The 21,781-nt window shown below is 64.2% G+C and carries 17 protein-coding genes; 8 read left to right on the forward strand and 9 right to left on the reverse strand.

Features of this window, described 5'->3' with window-relative positions; translation table 11 throughout:
- Positions 1–194 precede the first annotated feature (194 nt).
- The 4 genes from GHK24_RS07695 (at position 195) to GHK24_RS07710 (ending at position 5,622) form a co-directional block, all read left to right on the forward strand.
- A complete protein-coding gene (locus GHK24_RS07695; RefSeq protein ID WP_153471595.1) occupies positions 195–1,499 on the forward strand; it encodes a dicarboxylate/amino acid:cation symporter in 1,305 nt (434 codons plus the stop codon).
- A gap of 129 nt (positions 1,500–1,628) precedes the next feature.
- The gene (locus GHK24_RS07700) at positions 1,629–2,384 is read left to right on the forward strand and encodes a sulfite exporter TauE/SafE family protein (protein ID WP_153471598.1); all 756 of its coding nucleotides are present in this window, start codon (positions 1,629–1,631) and stop codon (positions 2,382–2,384) included.
- A 42-nt stretch (positions 2,385–2,426) separates the two neighbouring features.
- Positions 2,427–4,280 carry a sensor histidine kinase gene (locus GHK24_RS07705; RefSeq protein ID WP_153471601.1) on the forward strand — a complete coding sequence of 618 codons (1,854 nt, stop codon included), beginning with the start codon at positions 2,427–2,429 and terminating at the stop codon, positions 4,278–4,280.
- The gene (locus GHK24_RS07710) at positions 4,273–5,622 is read left to right on the forward strand and encodes a sigma-54-dependent transcriptional regulator (protein ID WP_153471604.1); all 1,350 of its coding nucleotides are present in this window, start codon (positions 4,273–4,275) and stop codon (positions 5,620–5,622) included. Before GHK24_RS07705 ends, GHK24_RS07710 begins: the two co-directional genes overlap by 8 nt.
- 201 nt (positions 5,623–5,823) lie before the next feature.
- Here the strand turns inward: GHK24_RS07710 and GHK24_RS07715 are convergent, their stop codons facing one another.
- Complete coding sequence (locus GHK24_RS07715) at positions 5,824–6,924, reverse strand: TIR domain-containing protein (protein WP_153471607.1); 1,101 nt, start codon at positions 6,922–6,924, stop codon at positions 5,824–5,826.
- Positions 6,925–7,526: 602 nt separating this feature from the next.
- Positions 7,527–8,969, reverse strand: a complete 1,443-nt coding sequence (gene katE2, locus GHK24_RS07720; protein ID WP_153471610.1) for a catalase KatE2 — start codon at positions 8,967–8,969, stop codon at positions 7,527–7,529.
- A 331-nt stretch (positions 8,970–9,300) separates the two neighbouring features.
- Between katE2 and GHK24_RS07725 the strand changes: the two genes are divergently transcribed.
- Complete coding sequence (locus tag GHK24_RS07725) at positions 9,301–10,932, forward strand: methyl-accepting chemotaxis protein (RefSeq protein ID WP_153471613.1); 1,632 nt, start codon at positions 9,301–9,303, stop codon at positions 10,930–10,932.
- A 136-nt stretch (positions 10,933–11,068) separates the two neighbouring features.
- On the opposite strand, the gene GHK24_RS07730 is transcribed toward GHK24_RS07725, so the two are convergent.
- From GHK24_RS07730 to tsaE, 4 genes are all read right to left on the reverse strand, one after another.
- On the reverse strand, positions 11,069–12,694 hold the full coding sequence (locus tag GHK24_RS07730; RefSeq protein ID WP_153471616.1) for a methyl-accepting chemotaxis protein: 1,626 nt from the start codon (positions 12,692–12,694) through the stop codon (positions 11,069–11,071).
- A 203-nt stretch (positions 12,695–12,897) separates the two neighbouring features.
- Positions 12,898–13,023: a hypothetical protein gene (locus tag GHK24_RS13800; protein ID WP_277986412.1), complete on the reverse strand. Its 126-nt coding sequence runs from the start codon at positions 13,021–13,023 to the stop codon at positions 12,898–12,900.
- A 213-nt stretch (positions 13,024–13,236) separates the two neighbouring features.
- A complete protein-coding gene (locus GHK24_RS07735; protein WP_153471620.1) occupies positions 13,237–14,580 on the reverse strand; it encodes an N-acetylmuramoyl-L-alanine amidase in 1,344 nt (447 codons plus the stop codon).
- The gene (tsaE, locus tag GHK24_RS07740; protein WP_340666139.1) at positions 14,535–15,038 is read right to left on the reverse strand and encodes a tRNA (adenosine(37)-N6)-threonylcarbamoyltransferase complex ATPase subunit type 1 TsaE; all 504 of its coding nucleotides are present in this window, start codon (positions 15,036–15,038) and stop codon (positions 14,535–14,537) included. The genes GHK24_RS07735 and tsaE overlap by 46 nt, the downstream gene beginning before the upstream one ends.
- 21 nt (positions 15,039–15,059) lie before the next feature.
- Here tsaE and queG point away from each other — a divergent pair, with 21 nt between their 5' ends.
- Positions 15,060–16,232 carry a tRNA epoxyqueuosine(34) reductase QueG gene (queG, locus tag GHK24_RS07745; RefSeq protein WP_228384602.1) on the forward strand — a complete coding sequence of 391 codons (1,173 nt, stop codon included), beginning with the start codon at positions 15,060–15,062 and terminating at the stop codon, positions 16,230–16,232.
- A gap of 94 nt (positions 16,233–16,326) precedes the next feature.
- Complete coding sequence (locus GHK24_RS07750; RefSeq protein ID WP_153471626.1) at positions 16,327–18,384, forward strand: NADPH-dependent 2,4-dienoyl-CoA reductase; 2,058 nt, start codon at positions 16,327–16,329, stop codon at positions 18,382–18,384.
- A 138-nt stretch (positions 18,385–18,522) separates the two neighbouring features.
- Here GHK24_RS07750 and GHK24_RS07755 read toward each other — a convergent pair whose 3' ends face one another.
- From GHK24_RS07755 to GHK24_RS07765, 3 genes are read right to left on the reverse strand one after another with little or no spacing between them, the layout of a single operon-like run.
- On the reverse strand, positions 18,523–19,446 hold the full coding sequence (locus GHK24_RS07755; RefSeq protein WP_153471629.1) for a sulfurtransferase: 924 nt from the start codon (positions 19,444–19,446) through the stop codon (positions 18,523–18,525).
- Between the two features lie 8 nt (positions 19,447–19,454).
- A complete protein-coding gene (locus tag GHK24_RS07760; protein ID WP_153471632.1) occupies positions 19,455–19,811 on the reverse strand; it encodes a SpoIIAA family protein in 357 nt (118 codons plus the stop codon).
- 57 nt (positions 19,812–19,868) lie between these two features.
- Entirely contained in the window at positions 19,869–21,110 is a 1,242-nt protein-coding gene (locus GHK24_RS07765; RefSeq protein ID WP_153471635.1) for an aromatic ring-hydroxylating oxygenase subunit alpha, read from the reverse strand.
- Between the two features lie 319 nt (positions 21,111–21,429).
- On the opposite strand from GHK24_RS07765, the gene GHK24_RS07770 reads away from it, so the two are divergent.
- Positions 21,430–21,708 carry an exodeoxyribonuclease VII small subunit gene (locus GHK24_RS07770; protein ID WP_153471637.1) on the forward strand — a complete coding sequence of 93 codons (279 nt, stop codon included), beginning with the start codon at positions 21,430–21,432 and terminating at the stop codon, positions 21,706–21,708.
- The last annotated feature ends 73 nt before the right edge of the window (positions 21,709–21,781 follow it).

Genomic DNA, 21,781 nt, shown 5'->3' on the forward strand with positions numbered 1-21,781 from the left:
GCGCCCCCTCCCGCATCACCAGGAGACAGGCAGAGCACGCATTCCCCGTCCGTCACCCGGACGAAACCGCCGACCCGAGCACATTCGACGTCGGCGCCTGCCATGGCATCTGCCGGCGGAGCCGACACGCTCCGCCTACGCGTGCCACCTGACTCGGCCCCTCGCACCATCCGCTCAGTTCAAAGGAAATTCCCATGAAAATGAATCGGCTGACCTCCTGGATCGGCATCGCCATGGTCCTCGGCATCGTCGTCGGCTATATCTGCAACACGCAGGCCGGCAGCCCCGACGCCGCGAAGGAAATTGCCAGCTATTTCAGCATCCTGACCGACATCTTCCTGCGTCTCATCAAGATGATCATCGCGCCGCTGATTCTGGCGACGCTGGTCTCCGGCCTCGCCGGCATGGGTGACTCGAAGACGGTCGGCCGCATCGGCGCGCGTGCGCTCGGCTGGTTTGTATGTGCCTCCTTCTGTTCGCTGCTGCTCGGTCTGATTTTCGCCAACCTGCTGCAACCGGGCGCCGCGCTGAGCGTGCCGCTGCCGGATTCGGGCGCGGCGCTGAATCTGAAAACCAGCGCGCTCAACCTGAAGGACTTCATCACCCACGTCTTCCCGAAGAACATCGTCGAGGCGATGGCGGCCAACGAAATCCTGCAGATTCTCGTCTTCTCCGTCTTCTTCGGTCTGGCGCTCGGCCATCTGCATAATCAGGCGGCGCGCAGCCTGGTGAACACGATGGAAGAAATCGTGCACGTGATGCTCAAGGTCACCGACTACGTGATGCGCTTCGCGCCGGTCGGCGTCTTCGGCGCAGTGGCGAGCGTCATCACCACGCAGGGCGTCGGCATGCTGGTCGTCTTCGGCAAGCTGCTGTTCGGCTTCTGTGTCGCGCTCGGCGCCCTGTGGCTGGTGCTCATCGCCGCCGGCTACTTCGTCCTCGGCAAGGAAGTCTTCCGCCTGCTGAAGATGGTGCGCGGCCCGATGCTGGTCGGCTTTTCGACGGCGAGCAGCGAGTCGGCGTATCCGAAGCTGATGGAGCAGCTCGAAAAATTCGGTGTCAGCAGCCGCGTCACCGGCTTTGTGCTGCCGCTCGGCTACTCGTTCAACCTCGACGGCTCGATGATCTACACGACCTTCGCGGCGCTCTTCATCGCGCAGGCCTACGGCATCGAAATGAGCCTGACGACGCAGTTCACCATGCTGCTGGTGCTGATGGTGTCGTCCAAGGGGATTGCCGGTGTGCCGCGTGCCTCGCTGGTCGTCGTCGCTGCCGTGCTGCCGATGTTCGGCATCCCGGAAGCCGGCCTCGTGCTGGTGCTCGGTATCGAACACTTCCTCGACATGGGCCGCACCGTCACCAACGTGCTCGGCAACGCCATCGCCACTGCCGTCGTCGCCAAGTGGGAAGGCGCCATCGCGCCGGTTGATCCGGCGCTGGCCGACGCCGACGACGCGTTGGTGCCAGAATCGGAACTGGCACCCGCGCAGGCGGCCTGATCGATTTGACAACGCATGCAACTCCCGCAGGCGTGGATCTCGCAGGCCACGCCCGCTTTCTGGCCCGGTGCAGTGCACCGGGCTTTTTTTCCTGCACGAATGAGCGAATGAGCGAATTGGCAATAACGCATGATTGACTGGCCCATCCTGGCAGCGGCGGCCTTCTTTGCCGGCATGGTCGACGCCGTCGTCGGTGGCGGCGGACTGATCCAGATTCCGGTGCTGCTGGCGCAGTTTCCGCAAACGGCGATCCCGACGCTGTTCGGCACCAACAAGGTCTCAAGCATCGCCGGCACCGGCGCCGCACTGTGGCGCTACTCGCGCAGCGTGCGCATTCCATGGGCGGTGGTGCTGCCGGCGACGCTGGCGGCGCTGGTCGGCGCCTGGGGCGGCGCCGCGCTGGTTGCCTGGCTGCCGCGCGAGACGATGCGGCCGCTGGTCGTCGTGCTGATGATCGTGGTCGCGCTCTATACCTTCCTGCGCAAGGACCTCGGCCAGCAGGCAACGCGCGAGCTGAACGCCGCCGACCGCTGGAAGGGCGCGCTCTTCGGCGGCGTCATCGGCCTCTACGACGGCTTCTTCGGGCCGGGCACCGGCAGCTTCCTGATCTTCGGCTGCGTGCGCCTGTTCGGCATGGACTTCGTGCAAGGCTCGGCCAGCGCCAAGATGATCAACTTCGCCACCAACCTCTCGGCGATTGCCTTCTTTGCCGGCCACGGCCCGATCCTGTGGCAGATCGGCCTGATCATGGCGGTGTGCAACCTCGCCGGCTCCTACCTCGGCACGCGGCTGGCGCTCAAGCACGGCGCCGGTTTCATCCGCAAGGCTTTCCTCGGCGTGGTGGTGGTACTCATCGCCAAGCAGATCGCCGACCTTGTCGCCTAGCGCGGCTGCTACCATAAGCCCACCCTCCGCGATCCGCCGCCGATGCCCCGAATCCGCTCCCTGCCCCTGCTGCTGCTCTGCTTGCTGCTGATTGGGCTGAGCGGCGTCTCGGCGTACCGTATCGCGCAGCGCATCGGTATCGCCGAGCTACAGGCCACCGGCCTGCACCGGCTGGATATCTACGCCGGCAGTCTGGAGCGCGAGATCAGCAAGTACGCCTTCCTGCCCGGCACCCTGAGCCTCGAACAGGACGTGCTCGACGTCCTCGGCGGCCACGCCGACGAGCGCACCCGGCAGCGCGTAAACAACTATCTGGAAAAGCTCAACGACCGCGCCGGCACGCTTTCGATCTACGTCATGGACACGCAAGGCCGCGTACTCGCCACCAGCAATTGGCGGCGGCCGGACAGTTTCCTCGGCGAAGACCTCTCCTTCCGCCCCTATTTCAAGGACGCGCTCGCCAGCGGCAGCGGGCGTTTCTTCGGCATCGGCACGACGCGCAGCGAACCGGGCTACTACCTCGCCTCGGCGCTCACCGGTGAGAAGGGAACGCTCGGCGTGGCGGTGACCAAAGTCAGCCTCGAACAGCTGGAAAAATCCTGGGCGACGGTCGAAGCGCCCGTACTCGTCGCCGACGAGAACGGCGTCGTCATCCTCTCCGCCGTCCCCAGCTGGAAGTTCACCACGCTGCGCGGACTCGACGACAACACGCGCGCCACCTTCGAACTGACCCAGCAATACAACCGGCGTCCGCTGCCGACGCTCGGCATCCACGAGATCGACGCCTTCGAGCACGGCACGCGTCTCGTGCGCATCGCCGCCACGCACCCCGAGACGGTCTCGGTCTACCCCGTCGCTGGCCGCTTCTTAGAACAATCGCGGGCGCTGCCGGGAACGCCGTGGACGCTCACCGTGCTCTCGCATCTCGAGCAGGTCGACGACCTCGCGCAAAGCCGCGCCGCGCTCGCCGCCATTGCCGCCGCCTGCCTGTGCATGCTCGGCATCATCGTCAATGAGCGCCGCCGCCACCTGCGCGACCGGCTGGCGGCGCGCGAGGAACTGCAGCGCGCGCACGACCAGCTCGAACGCAAGGTCGAGGAGCGCACCGCCGACCTGTCGACGGCCAACCAGCAGCTGCAGGACGAGATCGGCGAGCGCATCCGCGCCGAACGCACGCTGCGCGCGGCGCAGGACGAGCTGGTGCAGGCCGGCAAGCTGGCGGTGATCGGCCAGCTCTCCGCCGGCATCGCGCACGAACTCAACCAGCCGCTGGCGGCGCTGCGCACGCTCTCGGCCAACGCCGGCAAGTTCCTCGAACGCGGCGACGTCGACACCACACGCACCAACCTCGGCCGCATCGCCGAGATGGTCGACCGCATGGGGCGCATCAGCGGCCAGCTGCGCACCTTCGCGCGCAAATCGAGCGGGCAGAGCGCCGCCGTGCCGCTCTGCCGCGCGCTCGACAACGCGCTGGCGCTGCTCGAATCGCGGCTGCGCCGCGCCGGCGCCGTGGTCGAACGCAGCTGCCCGAGCGAAGACCCGGTGGCCCTGTGCGACGCCAACCGGCTCGAACAGGTGCTGGTCAACCTGATCGGCAACGCGCTCGACGCCATGGCCGGCCAGCCGCAGCCGCGCCTCGAAGTGGGCTGGGAGTGCAGCGAAACACAGGTGCGCCTGCATGTGCGCGACCACGGGCCGGGCCTTTCCGACGAGGCGGCGGCGCACCTCTTCGAGCCCTTCTTCACCACCAAAGCCGCCGGCGACGGACTCGGCCTCGGGCTGGCGATTTCCGCCGGCATCGTGCGCGATTTCGGCGGCCACCTGCACGGCGCCAACCATCCCGACGGCGGCGCCGTGTTCACCCTCGAACTTCCTCTCGCGGCGCGCCATGACTGACCACCCGACCCCGCTGCTCACGCTGATCATCGAAGACGCCCCCGACGTCGCGCTCGGCTGCGCGCAGGCGCTGCAGCTCGAAGGCCTCGCCGCCGAATGCGTCGGCAGCGCCGAGCTGGCGCGGCGGCGGCTTTCCGCCGACTTTCGCGGCATCGTCGTCAGCGACGTCCGCCTGCCCGGGCAGGACGGCATGAGCCTTCTGCGCGAGCTGCAGTCGCTCGACGCCGAGCTGCCGGTGGTGCTGATCACCGGCCACGGCGACGTGACGATGGCGGTGCAGGCGATGAAGGACGGCGCCTACGACTTCCTGCAGAAGCCCTTCGCGCCCGAACAGCTGGTCGACGTGGTGCGCCGCGCCATCGAGAAGCGCCGCCTCGTGCTCGAAGTGCGCGATCTGCGCCGGCAGCTGGAGCAGCGCGAGCATCTGGCAGCGCGGCTGATCGGCGATTCGAGCGGCATGGCGCGCGTGCGCGAGCTGATCGGCGCGCTCGCCAGCAGCGCCGCCGACGTGCTGATCCACGGCGAAACCGGCACCGGCAAGGAACTCGTCGCGCGCTGCCTGCACGACGCCAGCCCGCGCCGGCGCGGCAACTTCGTCGCCATCAACTGCGGCGGCCTGCCGGAAACGCTGTTCGAGAGCGAAATCTTCGGCCACGAAGCCGGCGCCTACACCGGTGCCGGCAAGCGGCGCATCGGCAAGATCGAGCACGCCAACGGCGGCACGCTCTTCCTCGACGAAATCGAGAGCATGCCGCTGGCGATGCAGATCAAGCTCCTGCGCGTGCTGCAGGAGCGCACGCTCGAGCGCCTCGGCTCGAACACGCCGATCGCCATCGACTGCCGCGTGATCGCCGCGACCAAGGAAGACCTGCTGGCGCTCGCCGGCCAGGGGCGCTTTCGCGCCGACCTCTATTACCGGCTGTCGGTAGCGACGCTGCCGCTGCCGCCGCTGCGCGAACGGCGCGAAGACATTCCGCTGCTCTTCGAGCATTTCATGCTGCAGGCCGCGGCGCGCCACCAGCGCCCGCTGACGCCGCCGCAGTCCGGCCGCATCCGCCGACTGATGGGCTACCCGTGGCCGGGCAACGTGCGCGAACTGCGCAACGTCGCCGACCGCTGCGTGCTCGGCATCGAGGGCGGCTCACCGCCCTTCGGCGAAGCCACCGGCGACACGGCCGGCAACACCGCGCGCCCGCTGGCCGAGACGGTGGAAGCCTTCGAGCGCGCGCTGATCGCCGACGCGCTGCGCCGGCATGGATCGCTGGCGCGCACCGCCGAAGCGCTGGCCATCGCCAAGACGACGCTGCACGACAAGGTGAGGAAGTACGGGCTGGGGGAGTGAGCGGCGGCTCAAATCGGCCATCCTGGCCGATGGAACGGCACTTTGGGATTGGCGGCTTTCGACCCAATGCAGAAGCAGGCGGCTTGGAGAAGCGGACGTTCAACGTTTGAAGCGAGGGGCCGCCGCAGCGGCGACGCCGCGAAAGGAACCCACAAGCGTAGTTTGTGGGCGATCCCTCGCGACGGGATAGTTAGATATCAACTATCGGAACTCGTTAAAGGTTTTAAGTAGCTTCATTGTCGCAGCGTAGTCAAGTTGATCGCCCTCGTACTCGCAACGATAAAGCCCTTGCAAATTGGATGGTAGTTTTACGCCCGTCTCAACTAGAAGGATAAATCTCTTTCTGTAAAGAGCAATAGCCGCACCGATTTCAATCAGTACGTTCTCGTTAAGGCGAGTATGAGTGTTTCCATCGGCATCGAGAAACTCCCCTTCTTTGTCGACATGAATTACCGCCGCATAACAAAGCCGCATGTCTTCAAATACTTTTTCTGGGACGGGTATTGACGCAGCATCTTTCTCAACAGAAACAATTGGCGTGAACTTCCCGAAGGTAAGAAGCTCCTTTAATTGGTCAACTATTTTTCTGTTTTTTCCATGACTGATGAAGACATTAGTGTTTTTCTCTTCTAGGGCCGCCTGGGTTTTTGTCTCGACCACTCCAGAAACTTTCTTTGCGAATTCTTCAAGCTCGAATGCATCAGGTTGCACGGAGGGTACGTCTTCTTCGTCGGACGAAGATTCTTTTGTTTGGACGTGTGGCGAGGGTGACCCAAGCGCAACGAATAGACCGGTCTTCGTGTCTCTGAGTACACCAGAAAATAATCCATTCTCCCGAACCAAACCAACCGCCTCTGCAGCCCTTTCTTTTGGAACACCAAGCGACACGAGTACGTTTTCAGCAATATTTTCCTTCGGAAACTTTGCCTTATCGTACTTCTTATAGAACTCCCCCATTACTCTTGGTTTTAGAATCGCCTGTACCTTAGCTGCAATATCTTCACCTTCGGAAGTTGGTGCAACAATGGCTCGCCCGAGAGCAGTAAGTTCAATGGTATTCGCGTTATACCCCCCCTCTGTTAGCCCGTATGCAATGGAAGTCCCACAGAGATTCCTCCAGTGCCCGCTTGTAGGGCTTAAGTCAAGAGCTAAAGCAACATCGTGAGGCGCTGCTCCTTTGCCTGCGAAGTTCTCCCAGATTGCTTCGGCAATTGATAATGCCTTGGCGAGACTCTCTCTTGGTATTTCCGTTTGACTGACCTTTATTCTTTTCTCAACCGAGACTTGAGGCTTCGCAATCACGGAATTCTCCTTGGATATCGAACAGTGTTTTGACAGACACTCGGGTACGCATACAAAAATGATGCTGATGACGCTAAAGATGAGGCTTTAACTTCATACCATTCACTCATCTGGAGTTCGTGCTATCAGGATAAAAACTACAATATGCCAGACAGCTCCCATGTTCGTGCGAGAAATATTATGATGAGCGACTGCTTTCAGGGGGCGTGACCGACAGGCCGCTTCTAGCCGGCACCGGTCATTCTAGCCTGCTGGCATCACTAGCCGCAAAGGCCGGACACGAGCCAATCACCTCACTTCAGCAAGGCTTCCTTCCCCGTCCGAGTAGCCCCATTCAAACCCCGCCTCAACGACAGCACATACACAAACAAATACCAGACCGCAAACACCCTTTCTGTGGCGCCGTATGCCAAGGCGGAGTCCGATACAACGACACAAGCGCCGCCTTCTTTTTCTGCCTCGGGCAATCCTTGCACGGCGGATTGCGTTTGCAGCATTTCTTCGCCATCTCTCTTTCCCCGCTGAAAAAAGGCCCGGGTCGCCCCGGGCCTTGATTCGCAAGCAAGCGTAGCCACCAGGCTCGCTTACACCGCCTGCCTCGCCTACGCTTCGATTCCCAGTGCCTTCGCCACGCCGGCGCCGTAGGCCGGGTCGGCCTTGCTGCAGTTGGCGATGTGGCGGCGCTTGATCGCCTCGGGCGCGTCGCCCATGGCACGGGCGGTGTTGTCGAAGAGCACCTGCTGCTGCGCCGGGCTCATCAGGCGGAAGAGCGCGCCGGGCTGCGAGTAGTAGTCCTCGTCCTCGCGGTGGTTCCAGTGGTCGGCGGCGCCTTCGATGGAGAGCGGCGGTTCGCGGTAGTCGGGCTGTTCCTGCCACTGGCCGTAGCTGTTTGGCTCGTAGCCGAGGCGGCTGCCAAAGTTGCCATCGACCCGCATGGCGCCGTCGCGGTGGTAGCTATGCACCGGGCAGCGCGGCGCGTTCACCGGAATCTGATGGTGATTGACACCAAGCCGGTAGCGCTGCGCGTCGCCATAGGAGAAGAGCCGCGCCTGCAACATCTTGTCGGGCGAGAAGCCGATGCCGGGGACGACCGCCGCCGGGTTGAAGGCCGATTGCTCGACTTCGGCGAAGAAGTTCTCCGGGTTGCGGTTGAGCTCGAACTCGCCGACCTCGATCAGCGGATAGTCCTTGTGCGGCCAGACCTTGGTGAGGTCGAATGGGTTGTACGGCACCTGCGCGGCCTCCTTCTCGGGCATCACCTGCACGTAGAGCGTCCACTTCGGGAAGTCGCCGCGTTCGATGGCATCAAAAAGGTCGCGCTGGTGACTTTCGCGGTCGCGGCCAATGATTGCCTCGGCCTCGGCGTCAGTGAGGTTGCGGATGCCCTGCTGGCATTTGAAGTGGAACTTCACCCAGTGGCGCTCGTTTTGCGCGTTGATGAAGCTGTAGGTGTGCGAGCCGAAGCCGTGCATGTGCCGGTAGCTCGCCGGGATGCCGCGCTCGGACATGACGATGGTCACCTGATGCAGCGCCTCGGGCAGCGAGGTCCAGAAGTCCCAGTTGTTCGTCGCCGAGCGCAGGTTGGTGCGCGGGTCGCGTTTGACGGCGTGGTTGAGATCGGGGAATTTCAGCGGGTCGCGCAAGAAGAACACCGGCGTGTTGTTGCCGACCATGTCCCAGTTGCCTTCCTCGGTATAGAACTTGAGCGCGAAGCCGCGAATGTCGCGTTCGGCATCGGCTGCGCCGCGCTCGCCGGCGACGGTGGTGAAGCGCGCGAAAAGCTCGGTCTTCTTGCCGATCTGGCTGAAGAGCTTAGCGCGTGTGTAGCGCGTGATGTCGTGCGTGACGGTAAAGCTGCCGTAGGCGCCGGAACCCTTGGCGTGCATGCGCCGCTCGGGGATCACCTCGCGGTCGAAGTGGGCGAGCTTCTCCAGCAGCCACACGTCTTGCAACAACACCGGGCCGCGCGGGCCAGCGGTCAGGGTGTTCTGGTTATCGACCACCGGGCAACCGGCGGCGGTGGTGAGTTTCTTCTCTTCGCTCATGGCGTTTCTCCTCGTGTTGAAAATTAGCTCTGAAAATCAATGGCCCAGTGCCATATCGGCCAGCAGGCCGATCAGTACATGTGCGTCGAAAAACGGGCGGCTCATCGCGTTCTCCTTCGTTTTCTGTGGCGTGAATGCAGTCTAGGAAAACGAGAATCATTCTTCCAATCAATTGATTGAAAAGCAGCGATAGCGCAGAGCTATATTCAGGGAAAGGCCTAGCTGGCGGCGAAGGCTCCATGACGATGAACTTCCGATCCGCCTAGTCATCCAATCCGGCGCGAGAACAAAAACACTAATAAATCAAAAGCTTTAACCAAAGGAGCCGCTCGTGCTTAATGGACTGAAGATTCAGGAAAAGCTGGCCTTGGGGTTTGGATTTGTTCTACTGCTGATGCTCGCCATGATGGCGGTCAGCCTCTTCGAAGCCGAGCGGGTGAAAGCGAACATCGAAGACATGATCGATGACCGCTATCCCAAGATCGTCCTCAGCAATGAGATCATCAAACGCACGCTCGACAACGGCCGCGTGATTCGTAACGCGATCCTCGTGCGCGACCGCGCGGCGGCGGAAAAAGCCATCGCGCAATCCGAGCAAAACCGCAAGGCAAACAGCGAGTCGCTGGCGAAGATGGAGAAGTTGCTCTCGACGCCCAGAGGCCGCGAGCTGTTTGCGACCATCATGGAGCGGCGCAGCAAGGTGTCGGCCAATTACGAGAAGATGTATGCCCTCATCCGCGCCGACAACATCAACGACAGCACGGCCTTCCTCCTGGAAGAATTCGCGCCGGCCAACAACGCGCTGATTGCTGCGCTGGAAGAGATGGCGAGCTTCCAGTCCGGGCTGATGGACAAATCCCGCCAGAAGGCGCTCGACACCTTCGACGAACTGCACTGGGCGATGATCGCCAGCGTGATCGTCGGCCTGATTCTCGGCTCCCTCGTCGCGCTGACGCTCTCGCGCTCGCTGGCGCGGCAGATCGAGTCGGTCGTCCGGCAAAGCGAGAAGATCGCCAAAGGCGATTTCAGCCCGTCCAGCGAAGGGGCGCCGCCGCCCCGGCGCACGGAAATCGGTCGTCTGCTAGCCGCGCAAGAGAGCATGCGCACCGGGCTGATTCAGGTCCTGGAAGAAGTGCGCACCAACGCCACGCAGGTGAACGACTCGGCGCGGGAGCTGTCGAGCTTCTCCGAGCAGGTCGCCATCAGTGTGCAGCGGCAGGCTGACTCGACCTCATCGGCCTCGGCCACACTGGAAGAGCTGTCGGTGAGTATCGACCACGTCTCCGACAACGCCAGCGATGCGTCGACCCAGGCCTCGCAGGCCGGCACGCTCGCCGAGGAAGGCGCCGCCAGCGTGCGTGATGCGGCGCAGCGCATTCAGGGGGTCAGCGAATCGGCGCGCTCGACGTATCAGGAGATGGACAAGCTCAAGCACGATGTCGTCGCCATCGGCGAGATCGTCACAGTCATCCGCGAGGTGGCCGACCAGACCAACCTGCTGGCGCTCAATGCCGCTATCGAGGCGGCGCGCGCCGGCGAGCAGGGGCGCGGCTTCGCGGTGGTCGCCGACGAGGTGCGCAAGCTCGCCGAGCGCACGACCAGCTCGGCACAGGAAATCACCGGCATGATCGATTCGGTGCAGAGTGGCGCCGAACGTGTGGTGGAGAGCATGACGAAAAACCAGGAGGGCGTCGCCAGCATGACCGAGAGCGCCGAGAAGACGAGCTCCACCATTCACAGCGTGCAGCAAAGCGCCGGCCAGGTACTGGCCTCCATCGGCAACATCAACATGGCGCTTGGTGAACAGCGTGTCGCCAGTCAGGAACTCGCCAAGACCATGGAAACCGTCGCCCGCATGGCCGAAGAAAACAGCGCCACCGCCGAAGAACTGGCGACCACCTCGCAAGTGCTGATGAACCTCTCCGGCGATCTGCGCCAGGTGGTGAGCCGCTTCCACTGGTAGGGCGAGACGACGGCGCCGTGGCCGCCGTTGCTACGGGAAGTCACCTCGCCGCCGCCGCGGACGCCGCCCGCCCACCGGGCGGAGGATGAAGGCGAAAGGCGGCGCAACGAGAGGTGGCGAAAAGCGGAATCGCCCCTCAGGTCTTGAAGCGGGAGACGGTCTGCATCAAGGAGCGGCCGAGTTCGTTGAGGTTTTGCGAGGACTCGGCGGTCGCGGTGATGGCAGCGCTGTTCTCCTCGGTGGCCTGGGCGATCCGCTCGACCTGCTTGGCAATGTCGGTACTGGCCTGACTTTGCTCGCTCAACGCCTCGGCGATCTCGCTGACGGCCGCGAGCACTTCGCCTTCCTTGTGCTTGATCTGCGAGATTGCCGACCCCGAGGCCTCGGAGAGCGACACCCCGGTAGCGACCTGTTCGACGCTCTGCCCCATGCTGCGCACCGAGACGCTCGCCGCCGCGAGAATCTCGTCGATGACGGTGCGGATTTCCTGTGTCGACTGCGTCGTACGCTCGGCGAGCTTGCGCACCTCGTCGGCGACGACGGCAAAGCCGCGCCCCTGTTCGCCCGCCCGCGCCGCCTCGATAGCGGCATTGAGCGCCAGCAGATTGGTCTGCTCGGCAATGTCGTTGATCACGCCGACGGTGCCGGCCACCTGATCGATCTTCTTGCTCAGGGCGTCGATCTGTGTCGAGGCCTGATTCACGGAGCTGGCGATGGTGCGCACGCCCTCGGTCGTCTTCTCGGTCGTCCGCATGCCGCTCTCGGAGAGATCGCCGACCTGCTGCGTCAGATCGCGGGTATCGGTCGTACGCGCGCTGATGTGGTTGATGCTGACCGTCATTTCCTCCACCGACGCCGCAATCGCCGACGACGCTTCGCTCTGCATGCCTGAGGCTTTCGCGACCTCGCTCGACGAGTCGGCGAGGCGATCGGCGGTTTCGGCGAGCTGGTTGGCATCGCGCTTGATGGCGCCGACGACGTCTTTGAGCGCCACCTGCATCTCGCTCATGGCCTTGAGCAGCTGGCCGAGTTCAGCCTTGGCGCCGGTCGGCACCGGTTGACTCAGATCGCCCTGCGCGATCAGATGCGCCGATTTCAGCGCCTCGCCGAGCGGCACGGTGATCGAGCGGATGATCGACCACGCCAGCCCGATGCCCAGCAGCAAACCGACGACGATCAGGGAAATCGATATCGTCTGCGCACGCGTGTAGTCGGCGATCCCCGCCTCGTATTCCGACTTGGCGACGTCCGCCTGATACTTCATCAGCTCATCGAGCTTCTCGCGCGAGTCGTTGAATATCTTCCGGAAATTCGACGCTGCCATGGCGTCTTGCGCTTTCGCGCGATCACCCTTAGCCGCGATCACGGCGAGTGGCTCGATGGCGGCAAGATACTGCTTGTAGTTCTTTTCAAAGTCGGCGGCAATAACCTTTTCTTCCGGCGTCAGATACGTCGCCAGATAATCGGCCCACTCCTTGTTGGCCGTGGCGAGAAATCCGCTAATACCGTCGGTCTCCTTCGCCGCCTTGGCCGGATCATCCTCCAGCGCGGCGGACCAGATGCGCCCGCGCGAGCGATGCAGGTTATCGAGCAAGATGGAGAGCTGCACGAGAGCGACGGTTCGATCCTCGTAGACGGTCTTGAGCCGATCCTTGACCTTTTCCGTACTTAACAAGCCCACGCCGCCAACGACGATCATGATGACCGATAGCAGGGCCACCAAAAAGGCCAGGCGCGTCTTTACCGAGAATTTATACAGCATAATCGTTCCTCAGCGCATCAAGAAAATAATCACGGCGGCGATTGTACACGGATTACAAACGAATACCCCGTACGGATAACTTATAACCATTGAACATCACTTCACCACCGCACCATAAACCCGGAAACCTTTACCCGAAACGGGTAAAAAAAACCCAATTGCGAAAATTGGGTTTTTGTTTCGAGCATCATGCCGAGATTGCGTCAGTGGGATATGAGCGGCGGCGTGTCCAGCGCGTGTTTCCTGGCCTGCTTGGCGGCTTTCTTTTCCTTCGGACTCAATAGCGGCTGCTTTTTGTCCTCTTTTTTGCTTTGTCGTTCCTTGCTCATGGTCATCACTCCTCGTGAGCACCGGCGAGCGCCGATGACGATTCAGTATAGGCGCCTCGCGGCAAAGAAACAGGAAGGAATCGGTAAAGAAAGGAAACAGCGGCGACGAAGCGCCATACCGCTGCTAAAACAGCGCGTTGAATTGCGCGCATCGACAGGGGGGCGCCGCTCAACACCGTGCCGTGCCGGCAGCGCGACACTGCCTGCCAGCGATCAGGCCTGTTTCGACTTGGCGAGCGGCGGATTGCGCGAGAAGTACTTGCGCACGCCGGAGACAATCGCGTCGGCGAGCTTGTCCTGATAGGTGTCGTCGTTGAGGCGCTTCTCTTCTTCCGGATTGGAGATGAAGGCGGTTTCGACAAGGATGGACGGGATGTCCGGCGCCTTGAGTACGGCAAAACCCGCCTGTTCGACGCTGTCCTTGTGCAGACGGTTGATCGTTCCAAGTTCGCCAAGCACGGCGCGACCGAGCTTGAGGCTGTCGTTGATCGTCGCGGTCTGCGACAGATCGAGGAGCGTGCGCGCCAGCACCGGGTCTTTGACGTCGATATTCACTCCACCGATGAGGTCGGCCTCGTTTTCCTTCTGCGCCAAATAGCGGGCGGCGGAACTCGTCGCGCCGCTCTCCGAAAGGACGAAAACCGACGAGCCGCGCGCATCCGGCTTGATGAAGCCATCGGCGTGGATCGAGACGAAGAGGTCGGACTGTATGCGCCGCGCTTTCTGCACACGCATGTGCAGCGGCACGAAGAAATCCGAATCGCGGGTGAGCACGGCCCGCATGTTCGGCTCGGCGTCGATCCGCGCTTTCAGGCGCTGCGCTACGGCGAGCGCAACATGCTTCTCGTAGCTGCCGCCCCGGCCGATGGCACCGGGGTCTTCGCCGCCGTGCCCAGGATCGAGGGTGATCGTCACCAGGCGGTCGACCACCGGCTTGCCGCCGCGCTTGCGCGTTTCGGCCGGCGTCTCGGGACGCATCTCGATACGGTTGTCGACGCGCAACTCGGGCGGCGCGTCCTGCGCGCTGTCGTTGCGCGCGACACGCCGGTCGCCCGCCGGGGCGTTGCCATCCTTGCCATCGAGCAAGGAGAGCAGGGGATCGGGCGGATTCAGCGGGTAGACATCGATCACCAGCCGATGCCCGTAGCCGCCGACCGGCGGCAGGACGAACACCTGCGGCTTGACCTCATTCTTCAGATCCATCACCAGACGTACGACGCCCGGCTTGTAACGGCCGGCGCGCAGCAGGCGGATATTGGGATCGTCGGCGGAAATCTTGCTGGCCAGCCCATCGAGAACGCCGTTGAACTCGACGCCTTCGAGGTCGACGACAAGGCGATCCGGGTTCTTGACGAGGAACTGCGTGTATTTGAGCGGCGCGTCGTACTCGATGGCCACGCGCGTGTAGTCAGGCGCCGGCCAGACACGAACGGCCAGCACGCTCGGCAGGCGCACCGCCGCACGCAAGGTCGGCGTTGCCAGCAGCAGGAGCGTGGCACCGGCCGCCTGGATCAGGCGGCGGCGGCTGGCAAGCGGGCGCTCACCGTGTTCAGACATTGCAATCCCGCCACGCTGGCGGCCTCCAGTTCGAGCGCACGGCCCGCCCCCTCATTGCGCAGACGAACGACAAGATCAGCGGGCGGCAGAAAGCCGGCCGCTTTGTCAGGCCATTCGATGAGGCACACCGCTGTTTCGGTGAAGTATTCGTCCAATCCGGCATCGACGAATTCCTCCGGGTGGTTGAGCCGATAAAAATCAAAGTGATACAAGTATAAGCTCGAAACTTTATAAAGTTCAACCAAGGCGTAGGTCGGACTCTTCACCGGCCCGGTGTGGCCGAGGACGCGCAACATCGCCCGCGCCAGCGTCGTCTTGCCGGCGCCCAGATCGCCTTCCAGCCAGATGACAAGACCGGGCTGCACGCCGTTCGCCAGCGCCGCGCCAAAGCGCTCGGTCGCCGCTTCGTCGGGCAAGTGCACGCGCCGGGTGGACTGGTTATGATCCGTGCCATGCACGATGAAGACTCTCCTACGGAAATGCCCTCCGACGCACATGCGCCGCAGCAGCAACGGAACTGGGCCGAACTCGCACGCAAGATCAAGGCGTGGGGTCAGGAACTGGGCTTTGCCGACGTCGGCATCGCCGGCCTCGACGTGTCGGCGGCAACGCCGGGCTTCCTGCGCTGGCTGGAGCTTGGGCGCCACGGCGGCATGGATTATATGGCGAGAAACGTCGACCTGCGCTGTCGCCCGGAGTTGCTGCTCACGGGCGTGCGCTCGGTCATCTCGGTGAGTCTTCCCTACTGGCAGCAGGAGCGCGAGGCCGAGCGGGCACTCACCGACCGCGAGACCACGGCGCTGCCCACCCCCGGCAGCGTCGCCACGATTTCGCGTTACGCGCGGGGTCGTGATTATCACAAGAGCCTGCGCCGCCGCCTGCAAAAGCTCGCCGAGTGTCTGCTCGCCGAGATCGAGCAGGACGCCAGCGGCAGCGACGCCGAGGTAATTCGTCGCACGTTCGCGGCACGCGCCTTCGCCGACTCGGCACCCGTGCTCGAAGTCGAGTTTTCGCGCCTTGCCGGTATCGGCTGGCGCGGTAAGCACACGCTCTCGCTGACCAGGCAGGGGTCCTGGCGCTTTCTGGGCGAGTTGTACACCACCTTGCCGCTGCCACAGGACGCGCCCGTCGCCGAGCATTGCGGCCGCTGCCAACGTTGCCTCGACGGCTGCCCGACCGGCGCCATCGTCGCCCCCTACGAGGTCGATGCCCGGCGCTGCATTTCCTATCTCACCATCGAACTGCACGGGCCGATTCCGCCCGAATTCCGACCGCTCGTCGGCTCGCGCATCTACGGCTGCGACGACTGTCAGGCGGTCTGTCCGTGGAACCGCTTTGCGCGTATTGGCGACGCCGATTTCGCCGTCCGCCACGACCTCGACGCGGCGCCGCTGAGCGCGCTGTTTGCGTGGAGCGCCGATGATTTCGAGACGCGACTGGCCGGCAGCCCGATCCGGCGCATCGGCCACGAGCGCTGGCTGCGCAATATCGCCGTCGCGCTCGGCAACGCTGAAAGCACACCAGACATCCTCGCCGCACTCGCCAGCCGCGCCAACGACGACTCCGCGCTGGTGCGAGAACACGTCGCCTGGGCGCAGGCGCAGCACGCTGCCCGACGGGCGCCTTGCCGCCTATCGGGCGAGCAGCAATAATCCGGACGCATGCGACGAGGCACCGTCTGCGACAATGACCACCGACGCCCGCCCGCAAAAACCCAAATAAAATCAATACCCGGAGACATGACTCATGAGCTGTGCCACCCCGCTGCACGCTGCGACCGACACTCCCTACCCGCACCTCTTCGCCCCGCTTGATCTGGGATTCACCACCCTGAAAAACCGGGCCTTGATGGGTTCCATGCACACCGGCCTCGAAGAAGCACCCGGCGGATTCACGCGACTGGCGGCGTTTTACGCCGAACGCGCACGCGGCGGCGTCGGCCTGATCGTCACCGGCGGCATCGCGCCGAATCAGGAAGGCGTCGTCATGCCGGGCGCGGCCGCGCTCGAAACAGAGGCACACGCCGAGAAACACCGCCGCGTCACCGACGCCGTGCACGCCGAAGGCGGCAAGATCGCGCTGCAGATCCTGCACGTCGGCCGCTACGCCTTCCACAAGGGCGCCGTCGCCCCGTCGGCGCTGCAGGCGCCGATTTCGCCGGTACGTCCGCGCGCCATGAGCGAAGACGACATCGAACGTACGCTTGGCGACTACGCCCGCTGTGCCTCGCTGGCACGGCTCGCCGGCTACGACGGCGTCGAAGTGATGGGCTCCGAAGGCTACCTGATCAACCAGTTCATCGCGCCGCAGACCAACCAGCGCGACGACCGCTGGGGCGGCGTCTTCGAGAACCGCATCCGTTTCGCCGTCGAAGCGGTGCGCCGCGTGCGCGCCGCCGCCGGCGACGACTTCATCATCATCTTCCGCCTGTCGATGCTCGATCTGGTCGAAGGCGGCAGCAGTTGGGACGAGATCGTCGCGCTGGCGCAGGCGATCGAAGCCGCCGGCGCAACGATCATCAACACCGGCATCGGCTGGCACGAAGCGCGCATCCCGACCATCGCGACGATGGTGCCGCGCGCCGCCTTCGCCTGGGTGACGCAGCGCCTGAAGGGCCGGGTAAAAATTCCGCTGGTCGCCACCAACCGCATCAACACGCCCGAAACGGCGGAGCAGGTGCTCGCTTCCGGCGCCGCCGACATGGTGTCGATGGCGCGCCCCTTCCTCGCCGACCCCGAGTTCATGGCCAAGGCCGCCGCCGCGCGGGCCGACGAGATCAACACCTGCATCGCCTGCAATCAGGCCTGCCTCGACCAGATCTTTGCCGGGCAGTTGTGCTCCTGCCTCGTCAATCCGCGCGCCTGTCACGAAACCGAGCTGCGCATCGCGGCGACGAGCACGCCGCGACGCATTGCCGTCGTCGGCGCCGGCCCGGCCGGCATGGCCTGCGCCGCCACGGCCGCAGAGCGCGGCCATCAGGTCACGCTCTTCGACGCCGCCCCCTGCCTCGGCGGGCAGTTCAATCTGGCGCGCAAGATCCCCGGCAAGGAAGAGTTCGCCGAAACCCTGCGCTACTTCGACCGTCGTCTGGCGCGGGCAGGCGTGACGCGGCGCCTCGGCACGCGCGTCGACGTCGCCACGTTGCAAGGCGCGGGCTTCGATCACGTCGTCCTCGCTACCGGCATCGTGCCGCGCACGCCCGACATCCCCGGCATCGACCACAACTCCGTCGTGCGCTACATCGATCTCATCGAAGGCCGCCGCGAGGCAGGTGCGCGCGTCGCCATCATCGGCGCCGGCGGCATCGGCTTTGATATTGCCGAATGGCTGACGCACTCGGCCACCGCCAGCGCGCACGGCGGCATTGCCGGCTTTCAGGCGGAATGGGGCATCGATCCCACGTTCGCTGGCCGTGGCGGCCTCACCGCCCCGAGCGGCGCGACGCCGAGCCGTGAAGTGTGGCTGCTGCAACGCAAGATCGCCAAAGTCGGCGATGGTCTGGCAAAAACCACGGGCTGGATTCGCCGCACGCTGCTCAAGAACCGTGGTGTGCATATGTTTGCCGGCGTCAGCTATCTGCGCATCGACGACGCCGGTCTGCACATCCACCGCGACGGCCGCGACGAATGCCTGCCGGTCGACACCATTGTCGTCTGCGCCGGCCAAGACCCATGCCGCGATCTGGAAGCCGGCTTGCGGGACGCGGGCGTTGAACTGTCGCTGATCGGCGGCGCCGACCTCGCCAGCGAACTCGACGCCAAGCGCGCCATCGATCAGGGAACGCGCCTCGCCGTCAGTCTCTAGCCGCGAACTGAACCGGGGCCGAGGGGCGCCGGGGCGTCGTTGCCGGACATCGGGCGCCCCGGCCTTTCTCTATTCACCCGGTGCGGTGCAAAGGGCGAAAGCCAGCTACCGGCGGCAGCCGTCGAAATCAGTCACCCTTCAGCGGGCGATGGGCCGTCGCGGCAAGCCGTCGTCGCCGGGCGTACACCATTCGCTCCACGAGCCCGGATAGAGCCGGGCGCCGGCGAGGCCGGCGATTTCCAGCGCGAGCAGGTTGTGGCAGGCGGAAACGCCCGATCCGCAGTAACACACCACCTGCGACGGCGGGACGCCGTCGAGCACGTCCAGCCACTCGCGGCGCAGCTCGTCCGCCGGACGGAACGTCCCCTCAGGCGTGAGGTTGCCGCCGAAGAAGCGATTCCGTGCCCCAGGAATATGGCCGCCAACCGGATCGATCGTCTCGTTCTCGCCACGAAAGCGATCGGCGCCACGCGCGTCGATCAGGCAGTGTTGATCGCTGCCGAGCGCCGCGACAATCGTTGGCGCATCGACCACTGCCGCCTGCAAATCCTGCGCCGACGGTAGCGGCAAGAGCGCGCGTGCGCTGGCGCCGGGCAATTCGCTGGTCAGCGGCAACCCCGCCCGCAACCAGGCGGCGACGCCGCCATCAAGCACCGCCACCCGACGGTGCCCCAGCCAGCGCAACAACCACCACAGGCGCCCGGCCATCATGCCGCCTGCGTCGTCATAGGCGATAACCTGCGTCGATTCGCCGACACCGGCAGCGGCCAGACGCTCCGCCAGCACGGCGGGATCGGGGAGTGGGTGGCGGCCATTGCGGCCAGTCTTGACTGACGAGAGATCGCGGTCGAGATGCAGGAAATGCGCGCCAGGCAGATGCCCTTCGGCGTACGCCCGCTCGCCGTACGAGGTGTCCGCGAGCTGGTGACGGCAATCAAAAATCCGCCAGTCAGCATCGCCCGCGTGCGCCGCCAGAGTCGCCGCGTCGATCAGGGTGGAAAAACCGTTCCCCCTGCCGAAACCCGCGCCTACCTGAACATCTGCCTGCACATTTGCAACCATCGTCTGCCTCACGCCGCCAGCCACGCCTGCGCGTGCTGCGCATCGGCAAAGACCCGGAACTCAGCGGCGGCCGACAGCTTGGTCAGCCAGACCGCCCAAGCCTCCCAGCGGTGTTCCGCCACGACGGCGATGCGACGCAAATCCTTGCCGTGCGCCCGCGAGAACACCACTTCTTCCCACGCCACATCGACCGTCACGCCAGCCATTTCCCGCACGTCGAAGTAGAGGTCGAGCGGCTGATCCTGTGCCGCCGACGCCTTCAGTGCGGCATCGAACACGCCTTCGAATTCCTTGAAATCAGCGAGCGTGAATTCGCCCAGCACCGTGATTTCAACGCGTTGAGAACTGCGGTCAGTCAGGATCATGGCAACCTCCGGTGAATATGGGAGGAGTCTAGCATCGGCCAACGCCCGCCAGCGCGACTAGACCTCGGGGTCAGGCGAAGAACGATGGAGAGACGACGCACCGGCCCCCGCCGCAGCCGACGGAGCGGTCAGCAGGGCGGCTCCCGCAGGCGACGAGGCAATAACCCGACGGTAGTACTCGTGAAAGTGGCGCATGCCGTCTTCCAGCGGCGACTGGTAGGGCCCGACCTCGCTGCGTCCCTGACGCACCAGCGCCTGCCGGCCACGATCCATGCGCTCGCCGATCTCGTCGTCCTCGACCGCCGTTTCGAGGTACGCCGCCTGCTGCGCCTCGACGAATTCGCGGTTTTCCGCCACGACTGCGGCCGGATAGTAAAACTCGACGACATTGCGCGTGCGCCCCGGCGACAACGGGATGAGCGACGACACCACCAGCGTGTTCGGGTACCACTCCAGCATCACGTTCGGATACAGGGTCAGCCAGACCGCGCCCTGCGGCGGCGCTTCGGGGAAGGCGTCGCGGACAGCCTGCTGCCAGCGCGCATAGGCGGGCGAACCGCTGCGCTCGAAGCGCGTCAGGCCGACACGCTGTACAGAGAACTGCGCACCGAATTGCCAGTGAAGATCGTCGCAGGTGACGAAATTGCCCAAACCGGGATGAAACGGCGCGACGTGGTAGTCCTCGAGATACACCTCGATGAAGGTCTTCCAGTTGTAGTCGCAGTCGTGCAAAACGACGCGGTCCAGACGGTAGCCCGAAAAATCGAAGGGCGCCCCCTGCAGCGCAGCCAGATCATCCGCAACCGGGCGCGGGCCGGCAAACAGCAGGCCTTGCCAGGACTGCACCGCCTGCCGCCGCAAGGACAGGCACGGCTTTTCCTTGAAACGCGGCGCGCCAACGAGATCGCCGTCGGTATCGTAGGCCCAGCGGTGCAGCGGACACACGATACGCTTCGCCTTGCCCTGCCCCTGCAACATGATCGCCTGACGATGCCGGCAAATGTTCGACAGCAAACGCACGCCATCATCGCCACGCACGAGCAGTTGCGCATGATCGAACCACTCAAGGGAGCGGTAGTCCCCGACCTCGGGCACCATCAGTTCGTGGCCGACATACCCCGGCCCGGCGGCAAAAAACACCTCCTGCTCCAACGCAAACAAGGCTTCGTCAGAGTAACAGTGCGCCGGCAGGGCGATGTCGGCGGCGCAATCAGACGCACGCTCGGAGGCACACCCGGGCACGCAATCGGATTCGCAATCAGGCGGCACAAGGGCGTCCGCGACGGGAGACAGGGACATACGAAACACTCCAGAAACACCGGCAAATACACACTGTGCGCAGCATCGCCGCCAGACCGCCGGCCACGAAACGCCGCGCCCGATCACCGGCCCCGTAAAACCGCGGATCAGCCACCCGGACGGAAGCACCGCCGCCCCCGCGCCGCCGCCGGTGCGAAAAGCCCGCAAGCCCTCGTGTGACGCGGTGTTGCGGGCGCCTGCAAAAGGCCGCGAAACGGCGGCGCGGACAGGCAAGAAAGGGAGCGATTCTAGCCGCCTTCGTATTTGACCAGAAGCCCCCTTTCCGCTATTTTGTCGCGTTTCCTCCGGTTGTTATCCCATGTCGCAAAGCACAACCGAAACGGGCGGCGACGGCACCTCCGACCGCCCCGCAGAAGATGGCCCAAGCTTCGAATCGGCACTCGCCGAACTTGAAGCCATCGTCGAAAAAATGGAAAGTGGCGATCTGCCGCTGGAAGAGTCCCTGAACGCGTACCGGCGCGGCGCCGAACTTTTGCAACGCTGCCAACGGCAGATCGCCGACGCCGAACAGCGCGTGCGCATTCTCGACAACGGCGCCCTGCGCGACTTTGGCGCCGCTGCGGGAGAATCCCGATGAGTGAATCCCCGATGACGTCTGCCGTCACCCCTACTGCCCCTCTCACGCACGCCGTGCCCGAATCCCCGAGCCA

It is taken from the genome of Rhodocyclus gracilis (assembly GCF_009617575.1).
GTDB lineage: Bacteria > Pseudomonadota > Gammaproteobacteria > Burkholderiales > Rhodocyclaceae > Rhodocyclus > Rhodocyclus gracilis.